A 23,305-nucleotide genomic window follows, 5' to 3' on the forward strand; every position below is an offset into this window, starting at 1 on the left:
ATTATTAAAAGAAATGTGAAAAATTATTTACTAATTTATTAAAATATAAACTTTAATTATTATAATATCTATAATTTTCTTTATATTAAAAGTTAGTCTTTTAATATAAAGAAAATTATATTTAATCTATTAATATAGTTTAGAAAATAGTCTTATTTTGAATTATATTTATACATAAAATTTTTTAGAAAAAAAATAATAAAATAATTAAAATATAGATCTTATAAACTAATTAACTATAAAAGTTTTTTACTAAATAATAAGTAATAAGTATTATCTTAATATAAAAAGCTTAATAATTCTTTTAATCCATTATAAAAAGCAGGAAATATAATAAACTATTATTGATAACCTACTTATAAGAACCTTCATCTTAATAAGTAGTAATATTTAAAAAAATTAAAAACTAATTAAATCCCTTCTTTTTCAACTTTTTGTTGTAGCAAATCTTCACGTTTTATTCCTAATTTTAAAGCTAATGCAGAAACTACATAAATAGATGAAATTGTTCCAATAAAAATTCCAATTAACATAGTTAAAGAGAACCCTTTTAGCATAGTCCCTCCAAAAATATACAGTATTAACACCATTGTTAAAGTAGTTAATGAGGTCATAATAGTGCGACTTAACGTTTGTGTTAATGATATATTTATTATTTCATATGGTGTACCACGATTTATCTTACGAAAATTTTCACGAATTCGATCTAAAATGACAATGCTATCATTTAATGAATAACCAATAACTGACATCAAAGAAGCAATTATAGTTAAATCAATCTCAATTCTACATAAAGATAAAATACCTAAGGTTATAGCAATATCATGACCTAAGGCAATAACTGTACCTAATGCTAACCGCCACTCAAAGCGAAAGCAGACATAAATCATAATGAAGAGTAGCGCAATTAGTAATGCCATACCAGCTGTTAGAATTAATTCATTACCTACACTAGGCCCAATAAATTCAATACGTTTAATTTTTGCATTTTTATCAAATAAATTATTTATAGTAGTAATAATTTCATTACCTAGTTTCTGACTTGTATTAATAGTAGTAGAAGAAGCTATAGTAGAAAATTTTGCAACAGAAGACATTGTGGAGTAACTTTTAATTAGCGGTAAACGTATTATGATATTATGTGTACTACCAAAATTTTGAATAATTAGTGTAGTAAAACTTTTTTTTTGCAGCGTATTACGTAATTCATTAAGATTAATTGGATTTTTTAAATTAACTTCAATAATAGCACCACCTGTGAAATCTAATCCCCAGTTAAAACTACGGGTTAATATGATCGTAATGGATGCTACCATTAATAATAAAGAAATACTAAAAACTATATTATTCCAGCACATAAAATCATTTACTTTACGATTATAGTTTAATTGTTTAATAGTATAATTTTGTATCACTATTTATTCCTTAAATGGATAACCTATTAATACGTTTGCCACCATAAAGTAGATTAACAATAGCACGTGTCCCAACTATAGTAGTAAACATTGAAGTTAATACACCAATAATAGTAGCAATAGCAAAACCTTTAATTGAACCAGTAGTTAATGTATAAAGAATTATTGCTGTAATTAATGTTATTATATTTGCATCAACAATGCTAGAAAAGGCACCTTTATAGCCATAATGTATAGCTTGCTGAATTGATCTACCATTACTAATTTCTTCCTTTATTCGTTCGTTAATTAACACATTCGCGTCAACAGCTACAGCTAACGTTAATACAATACCAGCAATACCTGGCATGGTTAATGTAGCTCCGGGTAAAAGTGACATTGTACCCACAATGAGTACTAAATTAATAAGTAGAGCGCTGCTAGCAATTAAACCAAATTTACGATAGTAAAAAACCATAAAAATAATTGATGTAGTCAAACTACAAAAACAAGCAGTTAGACCTTGGGTAATATTCTGTACTCCTAAAGCAGGACCAATAGTACGCTCTTCTATAATTTGAATAGGCGCAATTAAAGTGCCGGCTCGTAATAATAATGAAAGCTGTTGTGCTTCAACCAGATTAGCAATACCAGTAATACAAAAATTATTACCTAAACGCGATTGAATAATTGCTACATTTATCACTTTTTCTTCCCTAACTAAAATTATATGTCCATTAGTATCTTTTTTGCCGCTATTTTTATATTCTATAAGTAAAGTTGCCATTGGTCTGCCAATATTATCTTTAGTAAAATTAGAGATAATCGATCCGCCTTCATTATCTAATAAAATATTAACTTGTGCCTGATTGTATTCATTAGTTATAGAAGTTGAATTAATAATATGATTACCAGTTAAAATTACTCGTTTATATAGAATAATTGGTTGTCCTTCACGAGTATTTTTTACTTCTGAATTACTTGGCACTTGCCCTACCATTGCAGCATTAACATTAACGTTAGTATTTTGTAAACGAAACTCAAGTGTAGCAGTAGCACCAAGGATTTCTTTAGCGCGTACCATATCCTGGATACCAGGTAATTCAATAACAATACGATTAGCACCTTGGCGCTGTATTAAAGGTTCTGTAACTCCTAATTGATTAACTCGATTACGTAGAACACTAATATTTTGTTGTAATATAGATCTACGTATTTTACGTAAATACTCATTATTCATTAATACTTTTAGTCTTTGACTTCCATTTTTACTTATTACTAAATTATTATAATGAGATGACAGGTAGTTTATTGCTACATCCCGTGTAGTACTATTAGCAAAATTAATAGTAGTACTATGATTAACATAAAAGTTATTAAACTTAGACACAGAAGTATAAGGAATATTTTTTTGACGTAGAGCAAAACATAAACTATCTATATTTTGTTCTTGTAACTTATTTAATACAGAATTCATATCTACTTCTATCAAAAAATGGACCCCACCACGTAAATCAAGCCCTAATTTTATTGGTCTGGCACCTAACTTAGCTAACCAAGATAGTGTTGATGGTACTAAATTTAATGCAATAATATATTTATCCCTTAATTTTACCATTAATGTTTCATAAGCATGTAATTGAGCATCAGTATCTTTAAAGCAAATAAGAATAATACCTTTTTTAAGTGTAATAGCTTTACTTACTATTTTTTCTTTTTCTAGCAAGTTACGAACTTGGTTTAAACTAGTTTCATTAGCAATGATATTATGAGTACCAGTAATCTGTACTGCAGGATCTTCACCATAAAGATTAGGTAGCGCATATAGCAAGCTAATAAATAACAAAAATATTAATGCCAAATACTTCCATAAAGGATAATGATTTAACACAGTAGTTCCTTTTGGAAAAAATTAAAACTTATAATGCTTTTATAGTATTTTTTGGCAAAATAGCAGCCACAAAATCACGTTTAATCATTACTTCAGTAGCATCATTGAGTGCAATAATAATATAACCCATCTCTGTAACTTTTATAACACGACCTAGCAGTCCACCTGTAGTTAAAATTTCATCTCCTTTAGTAATTGAATCTATTAATTTTTTATGTTCTTTTGTTCGTTTTTGTTGTGGACGTAAAATCGTAAAATAAAAAACTAGACCAAATGCTACCATTGTAATTATTATAGAATACGTACTTCCTTGTGTTGGATTACCAACAGAAGCAATAGCATTAGAAATTAAAAAACTCATTAATGTAACCTTATATTATATTGATATTAAATATTAATTAAAATTTTACTAGTAATTAGAAGTTATTATTTATTTAATTCTAGCTATAAAATCTATAGTTACAGCACTAAACTTTTAATTCAGATTTTTTAATTTGCTTATAAAATTCTGTAATTACACTGTCTAATATACCCTTTTCAATAGCCTGACGCAAAGTAGTCATTAAGCGTTGATAATAACGTAAATTATGAATAGTATTAAGCCTAGCACTTAATATTTCTTTACAGCGATTAAGATGATGCAAATATGCAAGGCTATAATAACAACAAGTATAGCAATCGCAATTTTTATCTAGCTTAGATTCATTTTTCTTATATCTAGCATTGCGAATTTTAATAATTCCTTCCGAGACAAATAAATAACCATTACGCGCATTACGTGTTGGTATAACACAATCAAACATATCAATACCACGACGTACCCCTTCAACTAAGTCCTGTGGTTTACCAACCCCCATTAAATAACGTGGTTTGTCTTGAGAAATCTGTGGACAAATATGCTCTAAGATACGGTACATCTTTTCTTTTGGTTCACCTACTGCTAAACCGCCCACAGCATAACCATCAAAGCCAATATTTTGCAACCCATATAGCGAAATATCACGTAAATCTTGATATACACCTCCTTGAATAATACCAAATAATGCATTTTTATTATTTAATTTATTAAAATGTTGATGATGACTACGTGCAGCCCAACGTAATGATAATTCCATTGAATGCTTAGCATAGTTCCAATTAGCTGGATATGGTGTACATTCATCAAAAACCATCATAATTTCGGCACCTAGATCTCGCTGTATCTCTAAAGATTTTTCTGGGCTAAGAAATACTTTATCTCCATTTATAGGATTCTTAAAATAAACGCCTTCTTCTTTTATTTTGCGCATTGCTCCTAGACTAAATACTTGAAAGCCACCTGAATCAGTTAGGATTGGATCATGCCATTGCATAAAATTATGAAGATCACCATGCATTTTAATAACTTCTTGGCCTGGACGTAACCAAAGATGAAAAGTATTACCTAATAAAATTTGTGCACCACTGGCCTTAACCTCTTCTGGTGTTATGCTTCTTACCGCACCATAAGTACCAACTGGCATAAATGCTGGCGTTTCTACTGACCCATTTTCAAAAATCAAGCGACCACGACGAGCATGCCCATCAGTTTTTTGTAACTCAAACTTCATATTACCTCCAAAGGTAAATATGTCTAACGTGTTATCGCTTAAATTTAATTAGATTATTTACAAAAACTATTATCTATTACAAATTTTATATTATATTATACTTATAATCCTTATATACTACATACTACAGTAAGTGCCATGTAATATAATTTTATTAATAAATATTAATTATTATTAATATAATAATGCTTATTTTATAAATAGCTTATATAATTTCTACTATAATAATAGTGTTTTTGTTCAATATATGTTAGCTTAATACTTATTGCTATATTATCTTTTAGTGCTAAAGAATTTTTTCTTTATTTTTTTAAGTAATATTAAACTTAAATTAATTTAACTAGTCCTAAGTAATCTATATCTATTACTATTTTAATTATAAGATATATTTATACATAAAACCCTTTAATAATCTAAAATTATGATATCTTTTATTAATAATATTCATTAGTAATATTAATAAGTATACGTTGATATTATGTATTATTTTTTAGTATATAATTATTACTTATCTTATAATTTTAGTTAATCTAAATTTTTTTAACTACTGTTATTTGTTTGTACTTATCTGCTATATTAAATATTTTATTATTTTTAAGCTAAATTGTATTTGTTACTAATTAAGTGGCTTTTTTATTTTTAGCATCTTTATTTATTACTTTTATATTATATAGAAATCTTCTTATTTAGGATATTATTAATGATACTTACATAAGCGTAAAAGTATTAATTTTTAAAAAGGTTTAGTTATTGAAATTTATATTATAAATATAATCTTTAATTAGTTATAATAAGATAGTATGATAAGAATTTAATTTCTAGATCACACAAGAAAAGAAAAATGAAAAATTTTTTCTTAATGATGAATATGATACAGATCATATCTTTATAATATATACCGTATTTATTAATACTTTATTAATACTTTTAAAAAAAGTGAGTTCTTGATTTGTGTGTATTTAATACATTTGATATAAAATCTTTAGTTACATACTAAGAAATATCATGACTAACTAAATTATACACAATATTAAAATAAAAAAATATGATTTCTAAATTAGATAACTACATCTAGTATTATACTAATAACTTATTAGTATAATACTAGTAACTAGGATTTAGCTAATAGTAAAATTATTAACTTTAATTTATGCTAGAAAAAAGTGTAGATAATTACATAATGAGAAATAGTTGGAAAATTAGGAATTAAATTACAGGATTAAGATCTTATTCTAGTAATTATTAACTAGTTGCTATAACATAAAATAATATATTAGGAAATATAAACTAATTTTCAGCTACTTTATCTTATAAAACTAGCACCGTAATAACTAGTGCTATTTTAAATAATATTAAGCAAGATTGAAATCATAGAATAATTTTAATCTAGATATTTTACTATATTAAATATAGTCTAATAGACAAACACTAGTATTAATACTAATAGCTTTTATATAACTAATAAATAGTAATACTAACCTAATTCTTTGCGTGCTTGACGAAACATTTGCATCCATGCACCATCTACACCCCACTCTAATGGATGCCAGGAATTGCTAACAGTACGAAAAGCCCGTTCTGGATGAGGCATCATAACTGTTACTCGACCACTATTACTAGTTATTGCAGTAATACCTTGTATGGAGCCATTTGGATTAGCAGGATAACGTTCAGTAACTTGGCCAAAATTGTCAACAAAACGCATAACTACCTGACTCTGCTGTTGTAACATTGTTAGTTGTGCCATATTTTGTACTTCTAATCTTCCTTCACCATGCGAAACGGCGATAGGTATACGTGAGCCTGCCATGTTCTGTGTAAATAAGCAAGGACTTGCAACCACTTCAACTAGGCTAAAACGTGCTTCAAAACGTTCGGATAGATTACGTCTAAAATTTGGCCAATGATCCGTACCAGGAATTAGTTCACGTAAATTACACATCATCTGACAACCATTACATACACCTAATGCTAAAGTATGCGGACGTTGGAAAAAAGCAGTAAATTCATCACGTACTCGGTTATTAAATAAAATAGATTTAGCCCAACCTTCACCTGCACCTAAAACATCACCGTAAGAAAATCCTCCGCAAGCGACTACCACTTGGAAAGGATTTAAATTGATTCTACCACTTAATAAATCACTCATATGCACATCAATAGCATCAAAACCTGCATGATAAAAAGCAGCAGCCATTTCAACCTGAGAATTTATGCCTTGTTCACGTAATACCGCTACTTTAGGGCGTATTTGCTGAGTAATATAAGGGACTGTAATATCTTCATTAGGATCAAAACTTAGTTTAACATTAAGACCCGGATCCGTTTCTTCTTGTTTGGCTTGGTGTTCTTGATCCGCACAATATGGGTTATCACGAAGCCTCTGTATTTGCCAGGTAGTTTCTGCCCACCAACAGCGTAACTTTATTCGACTCTCTTGATATATAATTTCATTACCATGACGAATAATAAAATTATCACCTATTACTGCTTTTCCTAAGTAATGTACAATAGTTGCTAAACCTAGATGAGCTAACTGTTGCTCTACCATTGCACGCTGTTTAGAATGTACCTGGATTACTACGCCTAATTCTTCATTAAATAATGATGCAAGATAATCCTTACCTAAAGATTGAATATCTATATCAATACCGCAATGACCAGCAAATGCCATTTCTGCTAGGGTTACTAATAAGCCACCATCAGATCGATCATGGTAAGCTAATAGATACTGATTGGTAATTAGTATCTGTATAGCTTTAAAAAAAGCTGCTAACTGCGATACATTACGCACATCAGCAGGTTTATCTCCTAATTGACGATAAACTTGGGATAATGCAGTAGCTCCTAATGCATTATGCCCTGCCCCTAAATCGATTAATAATAATGCATTTTCACAACAATCAATTTGTAGTTGTGGTGTAATAGTACGGCGAACATCTTCTACACGGGAAAAAGCATTGATTATTAATGATAGTGGTGATATCATTTCACGATACTCGTTATTTTCTTTCCAACTAGTCTTCATTGTAAGCGAATCTTTTCCGACTGGAATAGTTAACCCTAGAGCAGGGCAAAGTTCTTGACCAATAGCACGTACTGCAGCATATAATCCAGCATCTTCTCCTGGATGTCCTGCAGCGGACATCCAGTTAGCTGAAAGCTTAATGCGTTTTAAATCACCAATCTGATTAGCAGCAATGTTAGTTAACGCCTCTCCAACAGCAAGACGAGCTGAAGCAGCAAAATCTAATAAAGCTACAGGAGCACGTTCACCAATAGACATAGCTTCACCATGATAACTATCTAAACTTGCGCTTGTAACAGCGCAATCTGCTACTGGAATTTGCCATGGACCTACCATCTGATCACGTGTAACCATACCTGTAACCGTACGATCACCAATAGTAATTAAAAATGTTTTTTCAGCTACTGCTGGTAAATGTAAGACTCTTTTTATTGCATCAGTAATATTAATCTGTACGCGTTCTAATGGCTTACTATGTGCTTGTAATTGCATAACATCACGTCGTATTTTAGGAGTTTTACCTAATAAAATATTTAATGGCATAGTGATTGGCTGATTATTAAAATTATAATCTTTTACTAGTAAATTTTTTTCTTTAGTTGTTTTTCCAATAATTGCATAAGGAGCACGTTCACGACTACAAATTTCATCAAATAATTTCATCTGCTCTGATGCAATTGCTAATACATAACGCTCTTGTGATTCATTACACCAAATTTCTAATGGACTCATACTAGGTTCGTCATTTGGGATATTCCGTAACTCAAAGCATCCACCACATTCGCTATCATTGATTAGTTCTAGTATTGCATTTGATAGGCCGCCAGCCCCTACATCATGAATAAATAAGATAGGATTATAATTACCTAACTGCCAACAACTATCAATTACTTCCTGACAACGACGTTCCATTTCTGGATTAGCTCGCTGCACCGAAGCAAAATCTAGATCAATATTTAATTGACCAGAAATTGTTGAAGAGGCTGAACCACCCCCTAAACCAATGTTCATTGCTGCTCCGCCAAGAACAATTAGATTTGTACCTAAATTAATTTTACTTTTTTCTACATGATTAGCACGAATATTACCCATTCCTCCTGCTAGCATAATCGGTTTATGATAACCACGTAACTCACTGCCATTATAACTATCAATACGCTCTTCGTAAGTACGAAAATAACCGAGTAATATAGGTCGACCAAATTCATTATTAAAAGTAGCAGCGCCAAGAGGTGCATTAGTAATGATTTCAAGTGCACTTACGATACGATCAGGTTTACCAAAGTTTTCTTCCCAAGGTTGTTCAAAATTAGGAATACGTAAATTAGAAACTGAAAAACCGACTAATCCAGCTTTAGGTTTAGCACCACGTCCAGTTGCACCTTCATCGCGAATTTCACCACCAGAACCTGTTGCTGCTCCTGGCCAAGGTGAAATTGCTGTTGGATGATTATGGGTTTCTACTTTTATTAAAATAGGTACTTCTTCTTGATGATAACCATAGATGTGATTATGTGGTGCCGCGAAAAAACGTCCAACTAAAGAGCCCTGCATTACTGCTGCATTATCTTTATAAGCAGATAACACATAATCTGGCGTTTGTTTAAATGTATTTTTAATCATATCAAATAGAGAATATGGCTGGTCAACTCCATCAATTCGCCAATTTGCATTAAAAATTTTATGGCGACAATGCTCTGAATTAGCCTGAGCAAACATATAAAGTTCAATATCTGTTGGATTACGTCCAAGGGTCGTAAAAGTTGACATTAGATAGTCTATTTCTTCTGTTACAAGCGCTAAACCTAATTGACTATTTGCTTCCTCTAATGCTTTTCGTCCTTTTCTTGTAATATCAATCCATTGTAATGTTTTAGGAGAACGATAAGAAAAAAGTTGTTTTGCTTGTGTTAATTCATTAAATACTGTTTCTATCATCCGATCATGCAATATCGTTTCTAGTTGTTGCCATTGATTAGATGTCATCTCACTACTTTGAATATAAAAAGCAATACCACGTTCTAAACGTAGCACCTTAGATAAACCACAATTATGTGCAATGTTACTAGCTTTAGAGGACCAAGGAGAAATAGTGCCAGGGCGAGGCGTCACTAAACGTAAAACTCCTGATACTGTACGTTTAGGTAAAACATTCCCATATTTAAGTAAGTGTTGTAATTTAGTATCTTCCTCAGTATTCAATGGCGCACTAAGGTTAATAAAATGCACATATTCAGCATAGATATCACGTACTGGTAATTGCATATCTTGACAGCAAGATAGTAGTTTAGTGATTCTAAAAATTGACAAGGCAGGTGAAGCTTGCAGTATTTCCATAAACAAAGTTTTTCTCATTGATAAAACAAAAGAAATAGTATATTAGTATGTGCTATAATAATGAATTATTAATAATGAAAATGGTCTATTTCTTTATTATTAATAATAAACTTAATTTCATATGATAAATATTAATTTAGCACTAATTAGATAACTAAATAAAAGTAGCATATAATAAATTATCTATAATAATTTAACCTAGAAATAAAAAATTTTATTAATGTAAATTAAAGAACTGATTCCATGGTATATAATAAATATTACTTATAACTATAAGTATAAGGGAAATATAAATTGTATTAATTGTAAAACTTTTTTGATTATTACCAATATAGTGCAAGTAATAAAAATACAATAAACGTTCGACTATTAATATTGATCCACAAAGATGAATTATCCAAGTTTCTGCGCCATTCATCTCAAGTATTATAAGTAAAATAAGTGCGCTAGGAATATATTCCACAGCACTATTATAAACAGTAATCGCAATTTGCAATTTAGAAAAACCACCATCACCATAAGTTACCTGGTATTGATTTCTAAGTTTTACTATATTCAATGAAAACTTAATCAGTAAAATTATACTTAAAATAATATAAAATGAACTAATCATTTTAGACTCCATAACTTAACTTTAATGTCTTTCTTACTTTTTATAATAAGAATTTTTTATTCTACAAATTTAAGTATAATTTATTTTAGTAACTTTTTGTTTTATATGCGCTAATAGCAAGAAAAATTTTAATATAAATAAGATAGAAACCATGCTTTATGCCTTCTACAAAGCTTTGCTTACAATAATTTTTAATAGACTCTTAAAATTTTATATTACTTATATAAAGACTTAACAAAATAACAGAAAAATAAAAAATGTTTTTGATTTTAGCTATTAATTAAACTAAGACAAAGTTATTTTTAATTAGCAAAAATAAATAAAATAGTTTTCGGTAACTTCATTAAAAAATAGTTTAAAAGGTAAGATATGCGCACTAAATATTGTGGACAATTAAATTTATCCCATATTAATCAAGAAGTTGTTTTATGTGGCTGGATCAATTGTTATCGTGATTTTGGTCGTTCTATTTTTATTGATATGCGCGATCGAGAAGGTATTGTTCAGGTATTTTTTGATCAGAGCCAACCACATGTTTTTAAACAGGCATTATTATTACGCAATGAATTCTGTATTCAAATAATAGGTACTGTGCGGGCACGTATTGGCAAACAAATAAATAAAAAAATGCTAACTGGTGAAATTGAGGTTCTTGCTAAGGAGCTTAATATTATTAATTATAGCGAATCATCCCCATTAGATAATAAGCAGATTAATAATGAAGAGTCTCGTTTAAAATATCGCTATTTAGATTTACGGCGTCCAGAAATGACACAGAAAATAAAAATACGCGCTAAAGTTACTCATTTTATACGCCATTTTATGGATAACCATGATTTTCTTGACATTGAAACTCCGATGCTCACTAAAATCACACCAGAAGGTGCTCGTAATTATTTAGTACCAAGTCGAGTAAATAAAGGTAAATTTTATGCTTTGCCACAATCACCGCAGTTGTTTAAACAGTTATTAATGATATCAGGTTTTGATCGTTATTATCAAATTGTAAAATGTTTTCGTGATGAAGATTTACGTACTGATCGTCAACCTGAATTTACCCAAATTGATGTTGAAACTTCTTTTATGAATGCTGAACAGCTCCGTTATTTAATGGAAGAATTGATCTGTAAATTATGGAAAGAAATTAAAGGAGTTAATCTTGGTCCTTTTTCTGTTATCACTTTTTCTGAAGCTATACGTCGTTTTGGTTCTGACAAACCAGATTTACGTAATCCATTGGAACTAGTTGACATAGCTGATTTAGTTACCTCAATTGATTACAAAATTTTTGCAGATTACGTTAATGATGTAGCAAGGCGAGTAATCGTAATACGCGTTAAAAATGGAACACAAATTACTCGTAAAAAAATTAATGAATATACTAAAATTATAAAACAACAAGGTGCTTCAGGTTTATTTTGGTTGAAGATAAATAATCATAAAGCTGGATTAAATGGCGTCGAAGGTTCTATTGTTAGATTTTTGAATTCTAATATATTAAAAAATATTCTGGAACGTATTAAAGCTGAGAATAATGATATTTTATTTATTGCTGCAGATGATTTTAAAATAGTTAGCCATGCAATGGGGATTCTACGTGCAAAACTAGCAATTGACATGAAATTAATTAAACAAGATAGCTGGGCTCCTTTATGGATAATTGACTTTCCTTTATTTGAGGGTAATAAAATTGGAAGTATGACCGCTATACATCATCCCTTTACTGCACCTAAAGAAATAACACAAACTGAACTTAAGTTAAACCCAGTTGCTGCTATAGCTAATGCTTATGATATGGTAATTAATGGTTATGAAGTTGGTGGAGGATCAGTGCGTATTCACCATAGTGAAATGCAACAACAAGTATTTTCTATTATTGGAATGAATCAAAAAGAACAACGTGAAAAATTTGGTTTTTTACTTGATGCGCTGAAATATGGAGCGCCACCGCACGCAGGCTTAGCTTTTGGTTTAGATCGTTTAGTAATGTTACTAACAGGAAGTAATAATATTCGTGATGTAATCGCTTTTCCAAAAACTACTGCTGCTGCTTGTTTGTTAACAGAAGCGCCTAATTTTGCTAGTACTTATTTATTACAAGAACTATCAATTAATACGTTAGTAATGAAAAATATGAAGGAGCTAGATGAGTCATAAATACCCTGGAATTATCGATGATAATATTGAGTTCTAGAAAAATTATTTTTGGAGATCTTTATGGCTGGTCATAGTAAATGGGCAAATACTAAATACCGCAAATTTATGCAGGATACTAAACGTGGAAAAATTTTTAATAAAATTATACGTGAGATAGTAACTGCTGTTAAATTAGGCGGTAATAATCCAACAATAAATTCACGCTTAAGGACCGCTATTGATAAAGCATTACTGAATAATATGACACGTAGTACATTAAATCGTACGATTGCTCGTAGTATTGGTAATAACGAAAATAATCATATGAAAGATATTATCTATGAGGGGTATGCTCTTGGTGGTGTCGCAGTTATGGTTAAGTGCTTAAGTGATAATCATAACCGTACAGTATCTGAAGTACGGCATGCTTTTACCAAAACCGGAGGTAATCTAAGTGCTAATGGTTCGGTAGCTTATTTATTTAGCAAAAAGGGAGTAATATCTTATGCGTCTGATAAAAATAAAATAATGATAATAGATCTAGTAATACAGGCAGGCGCTAATGATATAATAGTTTATGATGATGGAACTATTGATGTACTTACTACACCGGAGGATTTCAATTCAGTAAAAGATATATTGGAGACATCTGGTTTAAAAGCACGGATGGCTGAAATATCCTTTATTTCTTCAGTTAAAGTAGATTTAGATACGCATACTATGTCGATACTATTACATTTAATTGATATTCTAGAAGAATTAGATGATGTGCAAGAAGTTTATCATAATGGTAAAATTTCCAATAAAATTACTGCTACATTATAATTATCTTTTATAATTAACGCCAAAGGAAAATGCTAGTTATGGCAATTATTTTAGGTGTTGATCCTGGTTCTCGTATTACAGGTTATGGTGTTATTCATCAACAACAAAACTGCTTAAGTTATCTAGATAGTGGATGTATTCATACACAAGTAGAGGGTATAAAGTTAGATAATTTATCTATCCGATTAAAGCTAATTTATGCTGGTATCACTGAAATTATTATTCAGCAGCAACCAAATTTTTTTGCTATTGAACAAGTCTTTATGGCAAAAAATGCATCTTCTGCATTAAAACTTGGTCAAGCACGGGGGGCAGCTATAGTTGCAGCTGTAAATCAGAATTTACTAGTTTTTGAATATGCTACTCGACAGATTAAAAAAACAGTAGTTGGTATAGGTTCAGCAAACAAGAATCAGGTACAGTATATGGTACGTTCTTTATTAAAATTACCTACTAATCCTCAGGTAGATGCTGCTGATGCTTTAGCAGTAGCTATCACTTATTGTCATTTTAATCCAGTATTATCTCAAAGAGAGACGGTATGATAGGACGTCTTAGTGGTATTATTTTAGAGAAGGAGCCCCCCTTAATATTATTAGAAGTTCAAGGTGTTGGCTACGAAATTAGGTTACCTATGACATGTTTTTGTCAGTTACCTAATTTAGGGCAAGAAGTAATTATTTTTACTCAATTAATAGTACGTAATGATTCACAGTTACTTTATGGTTTTAATAATAAACAGCAACATACTATTTTTCGTGAACTAATTAAAATTAATAGTATTGGACCTAATTTAGCGCTAGGAATTTTATCTGGTATGTCAATATATGAATTTTTTAACGCAGTAGAGAAGGAGGAAATTATTAATTTAATTAAACTACCTGGAATGGGCAAAAAAACAGCAAAACGTTTAGTAGTCGAAATGAAAGATCGTTTTAAAAATTTACATGATAAGCTATTTAATAAATATAGAAATACTTTACTAATAGATAAACCAGCAAAAGTATCAAATATAGATGTTAAAACTGAGGCTATATTAGCATTAATAACTCTAGGTTATAAGCCGCAGGAAGCTAGTCGATTAGTTAATAACATTGCTAAAATAGGAATGGATTGTAAAACATTAATATGTAATGCTTTACGATCTACTTTGTAGATTTAGTATAATATTTTTTAAAAATTTACATAAATATAGCTATATATATTTGCTTTTTTATTTTTTTAATTAAATTTTTATGTATTTTATGTAATTTTTTATAAATAGAAATATATTTCTAAAGAATATAATATTAAATGCTTAATATTTTACTTACTACTTAATTTATTTTTAATACATAAATAATTTCCTTAAATCTATATCTTAGATTTAGTTATAAAATATCTAAACTTATTAAGCGTGTTTAACTTTTTAAATTATTATTATATCTACGAATTTTTTTATAAATTAAAGAAATATATCTTACTGATAAAAGTCTCAATAAACTTCTTAGACAAAAGGTAATTAATGATAAAAAAGGATTTTGAATTTTTAATTTCATTTTTAATATAGCTATTTTAAATTCACTTTTTATATAAATTAAACCCCTACGACGATAAATCATTTTATCATCTACACGGGCATATACTAAAATATTAGGAAGATTTTTGACATAGTATTTATTTGAGATTACGCGAAGCCAAAGATTATAATCTTCCATATATAAGTGATGTTGATAACCTCCAACTTTTTGGATAATACTTTTTTTAAAAATAACTGTCATATGGTTAAAAGGATTTCTAATTTTTGAAAATTTTACTATATCTTCATATGAAGAAGGGGTTGTTCTAATTCCTCTAATATTACAAATATTATTATTAAATTCATATATATTAGAACCTAATACTGCTATATTAGGATATTTTATTATATAATTAATCTGCTTTTCAAATCTTGTAGAATAACAGATATCATCTGTATCCATTCTAGCAACTAATTCAAATTTACATTGTTGTAATCCAATATTAAGAGCTTGACCTAAACCAACATTTTTACTTAATTTTATAATTTTTATAGGAATAATTTTAAGCCATTTAAATATAACTTCTATTAACTCAATTCCTACTGATCCATCTAGAACTAAAATAATTTCATTAGGAGTTAATGTTTGATTAGCAATACTTGATAAGCAATCATTTAAATATTGTGGTTTTTCATTTTTATATAAAGAAATTAGCACACTAAAAGATAACATCTTATTAATTTCTAATTATAAGATTAAAATTACTAATTTTTAATTAGTTAGTTTTACCTATAATAGTTAATAGATAAAATTATAATTAAATAAAAATATAATATATAATATAATATTAATAAAATATAAAATTAAACTATATTCCCACATAGAACTTCTAGCCATTTAGAAGCAATTGTATTATCAGAAGCAATTGTATTAAAAGAAAATCTTTTTGCATTTTCTAATGCTTTAGCAGCCATCTTATTTCTTAAATCTATATCATTTGCAAGCAAAGATATTTTTTCACTAAATACAAGAATATTGCCATTTTCTACAAGAAATCCATTTTCTTTATCACAAATAATATCTCTAGGCCCAGTTAAACAATCAAAAGAGATGCAAGGAATACCAAATGACTGACCCTCTATAAGAACCATTGGTAATCCTTCGTAGCGAGAAGTCATTAAAATACCATAAGCATTTGAATAACTTTCAGAAATATTACTTTTTAAACCAGAAAAAATTACAGAATCATGTATATTTAATTTAAGTGCTATATCTTTAAGAAAAGCTTCTTCCTTTCCACAACCAATAATCTCAAGCAAAAATTCACTATATTTATTTTTTTTAAAATAGAACCATGATTTTAGTAATAGATCAAATCCTTTTTCTTTATTTAAACGACCAATAGCAATAAATTTTTTAGATGGTGATAAATTAATTGGTTGCGTAGAGAATGGAGATATATTAGTTATTGAATATATTTTACTAATATTAAATAATTTTTTAGAGATTACTTTTTTATCGTGAGTAGTTAAAACTATAATCTTAGTACAAAGATTATATACAATTAATTTTAATATTTTTATGAAAATAGGTAAAGAATTAAAAGAAGTATGTTCACTTAAAATTATTTCTTGTTTAAAATTTAAAAATTTAAGAGCAAGTGTCATAAAAATAGATAAACGTCTCATAGATATAATTACAACAGAGTCATATTTTTTATTTTTAATAAATTGTACAACCTTTAGGTAAGATAATTTAATTTGATCTAAATAGTAAATATTACCATTTATTTTATAAAAAGGTTCTTTATTTTTATTTTTAATAGATACTATTTCTATCTTTAATTCAGGTAATTCATTAAGGTACTGACTTAATACTGAAATAACGCGTTCAGTACCACCAGACTTAGTTATATCTTCTATTAATAAACAAATTTTTTTCACTTAGAATTTCCTATTCTATTTATAATACTACTGTTGGTCTAACTAAAAATTTTTATATAAATACTTTATTTTATATATTAATGCTATAAAACATAAAAATTAAAATAATTTAAGCCATTTTAAAATAATTATATCTATTCTTAATAAAGTACATAAATCTTTTTTATAAATAAAAATTTTTATAAGATGGACTAAATATTAGCTTATAAAATTATCATATTTATAATTATTTATAAATTTATATATTTTAAAATAAAATTATAATTTAATACTTAGAAAATAGATGATAATCTTTAGTAATGGAAAATATAACTAATGCTTTCTAAGATTTTAGGGGTTACATAGTAAATTAACTATATTAAAAATTAATATCTACAAGACTTAGTAGTTTTAAAAAAATTTTTTATTTCTTTTGTGATATTGAAATTAGTTTATAATAAACTAAGTAAAACTTTTATTTATTAAAAAATTTAATTTTCGTTATATAAAAAAAATTATTACCACCTATCTAATTTTATTAAATTGTTATTTAACAATAATAAAACTCTATTAAATATATATAAATTTTTTAAATAAAAATATTTTTAGTGAATAAATTTTTAAAATTTTATAGATTTTATAGATTTTATAGATTTTATAGATTTTATAGATTTTATCTATATTATAAATAATGGATAAAAATATATCTTTATTTGTGTTTATTTTTTAATTTTTCTTCACAGCATATAATGGCATTTATAATAAATAAAAAAGGAGAATAAACACTAAATAAAGAAATACCAGCAACAAATGTTGGTATCCAGATATATAAAGAAAAACCTTTTGATATTTTTATAGATAAATAAATATAAAAAATAAAAAAAAACTACCAATAACCCCCATTTCAAAAAAAAAGGTTGTAAATATATTATGCGCAAAAATACCAATAATTTTTTCTGAATTACCTAGACCAATTCCAAATAATTTTGTACCTATTGACTGATGATTATAAAAATTAATTATTTTTTCTATAATATAGAATTTAGAGTTAAAACTATTATCAATTAATTTATAATTAATTCCATTAAAAATATAAAATTTAACTAAAAATAAAAATAAAGTTAACCCACTAAAACAAATAAATATTGATCTTCTTTTATATTTTTCTTTGTTATTAAAGACATAGCTACCTATTAACATCGTAATAATTACAGCACGTGAAAATGTTAATGTTCCTAACATAAAAAAAATAAATTTATTTAATTTACTTTTATAATTAAATCTAATGTTTAGATATGCTATTAAAAATAGCATAGACATAATAACTAAACCTGTGAAATTAGAATCAAAATAAAATAAACTATCTTTAAACTTATATATAAATTCTTTGTTATTATCTCCAATTACCAATCTAGTAGTAAATTCAATTAAAAAAAATATTATTGCAATTGTAAAAGTGTTTTTGTATATTTTTATTCTATCAATTTCTTTTAATTTATTTATACTTTCTGAAATTCCTATGCTAATTAATATTGAACACATCATCAAAAGTGGAGATAAAATATTAATACCTCCTACATAAGTAACTGTTTTATCTGTAAAATACATTCCTAAAATTTGAAATAAAAAAAATAATAATGCAAAATAAATAGTAAATAGTGAAAAAATATTTATTTTACCACTAATTAAAATAAACATGGCAATAAAAATTAAAATAATAAAAAATACTATATATATCGGATTAAAAATAAAGCTATTAATGCTTAAAAAAGCACATAAAAGTGTTGTAAGCATAATATTATATGCTGTTTTATATTTCATATCATTTCTTTATATTATAAAATAGGATATAGATCCAAAAATATTAGTATAACATGAATACTATTTATGATTTTATGAAAATTAATTTTAAGATAAATTTATTAATATCTATTACCTAAAATACGAATAATAATTCAATTATTTCTTATTATTAAATATATAGTTAAAAAGATAGAATCCTGTCTAAATTAAAAAATATTTTATATTCTTTTTTATATCTTATAAAATATATTAATGTAAATTATTCTATAGTATAAAATATATATTTAAATAAATTAATTGTGTTAAAATAAAATTTAATCTAATTTTATTTTTCCTAAAATTAGATTAAATTAAAGAATTAATTGCTTACTTAGTTTAATATATTGAATAAATTTATTATAGATAAAATAATTATCTTAATAATTATTTTATTAGATAAAAAACTTTATTTAATGTAGTTATCCTATGTTTATTTTTAAATAATATTTAAGCATTTCTAACAAATTTATATCTTCAAACTAAAATCTTAAAAAATTAATAAAAATATAAGTAAAAAAATTTTTTAATATTTAATAATTAATCTTTTTATATTATATAAATTAAACTAATACGTGATTTATAATCTTTAATAGTAAAAAATTAAAATAATATTTCTTAATATTTATTAATATATTCCTTGTAATTATAATTACAAGCTAAACTAATTGATTACTAATCATAAATTTTTTTAAATTTAAAAATTAAATCTTAATAATTAATGCTATTACTATTCAAATAGTAACATATTTATTTTTAGATAGTTAGTGTTGTTTTTAAATAAAATAGTTATAAAATTTTATTAATATGCATATTAATATATTTACTAATAATCTTATCCTTAATATTATATATAATTATTTACGATCTTTTATTTATAGCAATAGAATTAAAATTTTTATTACTATAAATTTATAATAATCTTATTTAGGTATTTATTATAATTAAAACAGCATAGTTAATATTTATTAAAATATTTATAGATACATCTATATAGGTAATTAATTTTTTAATAAACTATATTATACATAATAAGTTATTTTTTTTATTATTATTACTATTTCTTAAATAAGCTATTAATTTATAAATTAATAGCTATAAAATATTATTATTAATAATCTTTAAAATCATAATATTTTATTTTAGAATAAATTTTCTATAATACTTAATAACTGTTTTTATTGGTTTCTTTTCTTCACCTTGGTAAAATAGTACTGCTAAAAATAAAGCACTAATAATTAATAAAGCACATGAAACTAATATTACTAAATTATTAGAAAAATAAATAAGAATAAACTTACAGCCAAAATAAGCTATAGTTAAAAATAACGTAAGCCAACCCCCCCATTTTAATGCTCGTAATAAATTTATTGGATAACCTATTTTTCTTAATGCTTGTAAACTAGTTAATAGCATTACCCAGTAACTAATTGAAGTAGAAAGTGCAATACCAAATAACCCCCAATGCAAAATAAAAAGAAATATAGTATTTAAAATTAAGTTAATTATAAAACCTAGTATAGTACGACGCACTATCAAGCCAATTCTACGTTCCACCTGAAAAATTTGATCGAATGGCTTATTAAGAAAAGAAGGCAAAATAACACTACTATATGCTATTACAGCAAAAGTAACACTTTGAGTATCTATAGCTGTAAATAAGCCTCGTTCAAGTAATAATGTAATTATATTTTTACCTGCTACAAATATAAAGAGAGTAGCTCCTAAACTAAAAAAAATTACTAATGATAGTAAATTATTTAATTTTTTTGTTCTTTCTTGTTTATCAGTTTGCTCTGAAATAATAGTAATAAAAGCGCTATCTAAGCTAATAATAGTAGGTAGTAAATAAATTAACAGCGTAGCATAGAATAGTGCTGAGACCATACCAGTAGGCAAAAATGAAACAAATATTTGATCAGTTAAAACATAAATATATTGTACACTTTGCAAAATAAAGAGCCCTGGTGCTAATATTAGTGATTGGCGTATAGTACTTGAAAAAGGATTGCCTAATGGTAGAAAAAAACGCCAATTCCTTGCAAGAAGATATAAAAATGCTACCATTACACCAAAGCTATAAGACCAAAATAAAACATTAGGCTGTTGATTAAAAAACTCTAAACATAATAATGTAACTAATGCTAATAAAAATTCAGCTTTATAAAATAGTGAAAATTGTCGTTTAGCACGTAAAACAGCACCAATATATCGAAAAGGGGTATAAAAAATAATTACTGGTAATAACCAAGGTACAGCATCAATAAGAAGCTGCCCTCTTTCCATTTCAAAACCAATAACCAGTAACGGTAATTTGTCTCGAAAAAAATAAATAAGCGAAGCTAATAATAAAGATCCTAATAAAGTAAGTGTCATGTAACCTGATGTAATTTTTCTAAATTCTTTTGTATCTCCCTTTTGCCAACTTTGTACCATATGAGGTACAGTTATAATATCAATCATTTCACCCCAAGAAAGCACTAAAATACCTAGTAATGCCGTCATTATAAAAAAACTATCAAGTTTAGCACTTAAGCCAATAACACTAGCAATAATAACATGTTTAGCTAGACCTAATAATTTACTAGATCCTCGCCAGAAAATAGCAGAATTAATTGATTTTAAAAAAGATTCTGGATGCATTAATAGGTTTTTAATAAGTTATTAGAAAATATTTAAGAAGATTTAAAAATAAACTCTTAGACATAAATTTTTTTATTTATTAGTTTTATTTAATTTACTAAATAATAGTAAAAGAATTACTTATAGAAAAATTACTATTTATAGTAGTATTAGAATATTTAAAAATATTAAATAGGAAATATTAATTAATTCATTTATATTCTATTTTAGTTAATTAGTATGTATAGTATATATTTTTAATATAATTATTCTTAATATTAGATTACAATAATTATGGAACTACTTAATTATAGATATGTTCTAAATTAATTATTTTTTTTAAATTTTTTAAAAGTTATAATTATATCTTTATATGACTTATTTGTTTAAATAAAATAATTATAAAAAATTTTCCATATGTTTAGTAATTCAGTTTTTGAATTGCTTTAATAAATTAATAAATACGCTACTATCATTAACTTGTAGTTACTAATATATTATTTAAATTTTTTATTTTTTATATTAATATAATATATTTTATTTATTTACTATACTGACATATATACTAATATAAATATTTTATAAAAAATCAATGATTAATTATCTTATTTAATATTTTATTTTGTATTCATAGTAATCAATTGTTCTAACAAATCAATATGCGTTGGCTCATCATTCAATGCTGGTATATACTCAAATTTTTCGCCGCCTGCTTTTATAAATATTTCACGATTCTGCTGCTTAATTTCTCCTAAAGTCTCTAAACAATCAGCTGAAAAACCTGGACATATGATTTGAATATGTTTTACACCCTGAACAGGTAATTTTTTTAAAATTTTATCTGTATAAGGCGTTAACCAAGATTTATAGCCAAAACGTGATTGATACGTCATGATCATCTTATTTTTTGGCCAGGCTAAAGCATTATGAAGTGCATGATAAGTATCTTCGCAACGCTCAGGATAAGTATCACCCTTTTTTATATAACATTTAGGAATGCCACGAAATGAAATAATTAATTTATCCGGTTGGCCTTGTTTTTTAAATGAGCGCTCAATACTTTGTTTTAAAGCATCAATATAGGCTGGATGATCAGCATAGTCACGAATAAAATAAACAGATGGCAAGCATCGATATTTTTTTAAGATATCTGCTACAGTATCCCAAACAACTGCGCTAGTCGAAGCTGAATATTGCGGATAAAGCGGTAAGATGATAAGCTTAGTTAAGTTTTGTGATAAAAGTTTTTTAGTTGCCTTAATTAAACAGGGTGAACCATGACTCATACCTAACTCGATAGAGATATACGGTAAACATCGTGCTATTAATGCTTTTTGTTGACGCTGACTATAAACTAATAATGGTGATCCATCTTTCATCCAAATAGATTGATAAATTTTAGCAAGACGAGGTGCATAAAAAGGTAGAATTACTGTATGTAACAATGGCCACCATAATATAGGAGAAGTTTCAATAACTCTACGATTACTAAGAAATTGTGCTAAGTAATTTTTGATAGCAAGAGAGGTAGGTGCATCAGGCGTACCTAAATTAACTATCAGTACACCAACTTTTTTATTATGCATTATGCCTAATTCCTCTCTTTTGCT

At 26.7% G+C, this 23,305-nt stretch carries 15 protein-coding genes; 4 read left to right on the plus strand and 11 right to left on the minus strand.

Annotated features, from left to right (window positions below):
- Nucleotides 1–410: 410 nt before the first annotated feature.
- The 6 genes from secF to AB4W73_RS00805 all read right to left on the minus strand — a co-directional run bounded on the left by secF (nt 411) and on the right by AB4W73_RS00805 (nt 10,852).
- The gene (gene secF, locus AB4W73_RS00780) at nt 411–1,415 is read right to left on the minus strand and encodes a protein translocase subunit SecF (protein WP_367680561.1); all 1,005 of its coding nucleotides are present in this window, start codon (nt 1,413–1,415) and stop codon (nt 411–413) included.
- 10 nt (nt 1,416–1,425) lie between these two features.
- Nucleotides 1,426–3,285 (minus strand): protein translocase subunit SecD, encoded by a 1,860-nt coding sequence (secD, locus tag AB4W73_RS00785; RefSeq protein ID WP_367680562.1) that lies wholly within the window; start codon nt 3,283–3,285, stop codon nt 1,426–1,428.
- Nucleotides 3,286–3,313: 28 nt separating this feature from the next.
- Entirely contained in the window at nt 3,314–3,646 is a 333-nt protein-coding gene (gene yajC / locus AB4W73_RS00790) for a preprotein translocase subunit YajC (protein ID WP_367680563.1), read from the minus strand.
- 106 nt (nt 3,647–3,752) lie between these two features.
- Nucleotides 3,753–4,874 carry a tRNA guanosine(34) transglycosylase Tgt gene (gene tgt / locus AB4W73_RS00795; RefSeq protein WP_367680564.1) on the minus strand — a complete coding sequence of 374 codons (1,122 nt, stop codon included), beginning with the start codon at nt 4,872–4,874 and terminating at the stop codon, nt 3,753–3,755.
- Between the two features lie 1,474 nt (nt 4,875–6,348).
- Nucleotides 6,349–10,239 carry a phosphoribosylformylglycinamidine synthase gene (gene purL, locus AB4W73_RS00800; protein WP_367680733.1) on the minus strand — a complete coding sequence of 1,297 codons (3,891 nt, stop codon included), beginning with the start codon at nt 10,237–10,239 and terminating at the stop codon, nt 6,349–6,351.
- A gap of 217 nt (nt 10,240–10,456) precedes the next feature.
- Complete coding sequence (locus AB4W73_RS00805; RefSeq protein WP_367680565.1) at nt 10,457–10,852, minus strand: MAPEG family protein; 396 nt, start codon at nt 10,850–10,852, stop codon at nt 10,457–10,459.
- Between the two features lie 369 nt (nt 10,853–11,221).
- Here AB4W73_RS00805 and aspS point away from each other — a divergent pair, with 369 nt between their 5' ends.
- The 4 genes from aspS to ruvA are packed head-to-tail and all read left to right on the plus strand — an operon-like array spanning nt 11,222 to nt 14,969.
- Nucleotides 11,222–13,009, plus strand: coding sequence for an aspartate--tRNA ligase (gene aspS, locus AB4W73_RS00810; protein ID WP_367680566.1), 1,788 nt, complete (start codon nt 11,222–11,224; stop codon nt 13,007–13,009).
- 60 nt (nt 13,010–13,069) lie between these two features.
- Entirely contained in the window at nt 13,070–13,813 is a 744-nt protein-coding gene (locus AB4W73_RS00815; RefSeq protein WP_367680567.1) for a YebC/PmpR family DNA-binding transcriptional regulator, read from the plus strand.
- A 38-nt stretch (nt 13,814–13,851) separates the two neighbouring features.
- Nucleotides 13,852–14,358, plus strand: coding sequence for a crossover junction endodeoxyribonuclease RuvC (gene ruvC / locus AB4W73_RS00820; protein ID WP_367680568.1), 507 nt, complete (start codon nt 13,852–13,854; stop codon nt 14,356–14,358).
- Complete coding sequence (ruvA, locus tag AB4W73_RS00825) at nt 14,355–14,969, plus strand: Holliday junction branch migration protein RuvA (RefSeq protein WP_367680569.1); 615 nt, start codon at nt 14,355–14,357, stop codon at nt 14,967–14,969. The genes ruvC and ruvA overlap by 4 nt, the downstream gene beginning before the upstream one ends.
- Nucleotides 14,970–15,213: 244 nt before the next feature.
- On the opposite strand, the gene AB4W73_RS00830 is transcribed toward ruvA, so the two are convergent.
- From AB4W73_RS00830 to hemH, 5 genes are all read right to left on the minus strand, one after another.
- A complete protein-coding gene (locus AB4W73_RS00830; RefSeq protein ID WP_367680570.1) occupies nt 15,214–16,044 on the minus strand; it encodes a glycosyltransferase in 831 nt (276 codons plus the stop codon).
- A 131-nt stretch (nt 16,045–16,175) separates the two neighbouring features.
- The gene (locus tag AB4W73_RS00835; RefSeq protein WP_367680571.1) at nt 16,176–17,255 is read right to left on the minus strand and encodes a glycosyltransferase family 4 protein; all 1,080 of its coding nucleotides are present in this window, start codon (nt 17,253–17,255) and stop codon (nt 16,176–16,178) included.
- Nucleotides 17,256–18,086: 831 nt separating this feature from the next.
- Nucleotides 18,087–19,055 carry a hypothetical protein gene (locus AB4W73_RS00840; protein WP_367680572.1) on the minus strand — a complete coding sequence of 323 codons (969 nt, stop codon included), beginning with the start codon at nt 19,053–19,055 and terminating at the stop codon, nt 18,087–18,089.
- Nucleotides 19,056–20,210: 1,155 nt separating this feature from the next.
- Nucleotides 20,211–21,716, minus strand: a complete 1,506-nt coding sequence (locus tag AB4W73_RS00845) for a lipid II flippase MurJ (protein WP_367680573.1) — start codon at nt 21,714–21,716, stop codon at nt 20,211–20,213.
- A 596-nt stretch (nt 21,717–22,312) separates the two neighbouring features.
- Complete coding sequence (gene hemH, locus AB4W73_RS00850; protein WP_367680574.1) at nt 22,313–23,281, minus strand: ferrochelatase; 969 nt, start codon at nt 23,279–23,281, stop codon at nt 22,313–22,315.
- Nucleotides 23,282–23,305: the final 24 nt, after the last annotated feature.

The sequence above is a fragment of the Candidatus Fukatsuia anoeciicola genome (assembly GCF_964059965.1).
GTDB lineage: Bacteria > Pseudomonadota > Gammaproteobacteria > Enterobacterales > Enterobacteriaceae > Fukatsuia > Fukatsuia anoeciicola.

What these genes read in the sequence shown, in the direction of transcription:
- ruvA (WP_367680569.1), top strand. Translation starts at nt 14,355, where the DNA reads ATGATAGGACGTCTTAGTGGTATTATTTTAGAGAAGGAGCCCCCCTTA.
- AB4W73_RS00845 (WP_367680573.1), bottom strand. Translation starts at nt 21,716, where the DNA reads ATGCATCCAGAATCTTTTTTAAAATCAATTAATTCTGCTATTTTCTGG.
- AB4W73_RS00815 (WP_367680567.1), top strand. Translation starts at nt 13,070, where the DNA reads ATGGCTGGTCATAGTAAATGGGCAAATACTAAATACCGCAAATTTATG.
- aspS (WP_367680566.1), top strand. Translation starts at nt 11,222, where the DNA reads ATGCGCACTAAATATTGTGGACAATTAAATTTATCCCATATTAATCAA.
- ruvC (WP_367680568.1), top strand. Translation starts at nt 13,852, where the DNA reads ATGGCAATTATTTTAGGTGTTGATCCTGGTTCTCGTATTACAGGTTAT.
- yajC (WP_367680563.1), bottom strand. Translation starts at nt 3,646, where the DNA reads ATGAGTTTTTTAATTTCTAATGCTATTGCTTCTGTTGGTAATCCAACA.
- hemH (WP_367680574.1), bottom strand. Translation starts at nt 23,281, where the DNA reads ATGCATAATAAAAAAGTTGGTGTACTGATAGTTAATTTAGGTACGCCT.
- AB4W73_RS00830 (WP_367680570.1), bottom strand. Translation starts at nt 16,044, where the DNA reads ATGTTATCTTTTAGTGTGCTAATTTCTTTATATAAAAATGAAAAACCA.
- purL (WP_367680733.1), bottom strand. Translation starts at nt 10,239, where the DNA reads ATGGAAATACTGCAAGCTTCACCTGCCTTGTCAATTTTTAGAATCACT.
- AB4W73_RS00805 (WP_367680565.1), bottom strand. Translation starts at nt 10,852, where the DNA reads ATGATTAGTTCATTTTATATTATTTTAAGTATAATTTTACTGATTAAG.
- tgt (WP_367680564.1), bottom strand. Translation starts at nt 4,874, where the DNA reads ATGAAGTTTGAGTTACAAAAAACTGATGGGCATGCTCGTCGTGGTCGC.
- AB4W73_RS00840 (WP_367680572.1), bottom strand. Translation starts at nt 19,055, where the DNA reads ATGAAATATAAAACAGCATATAATATTATGCTTACAACACTTTTATGT.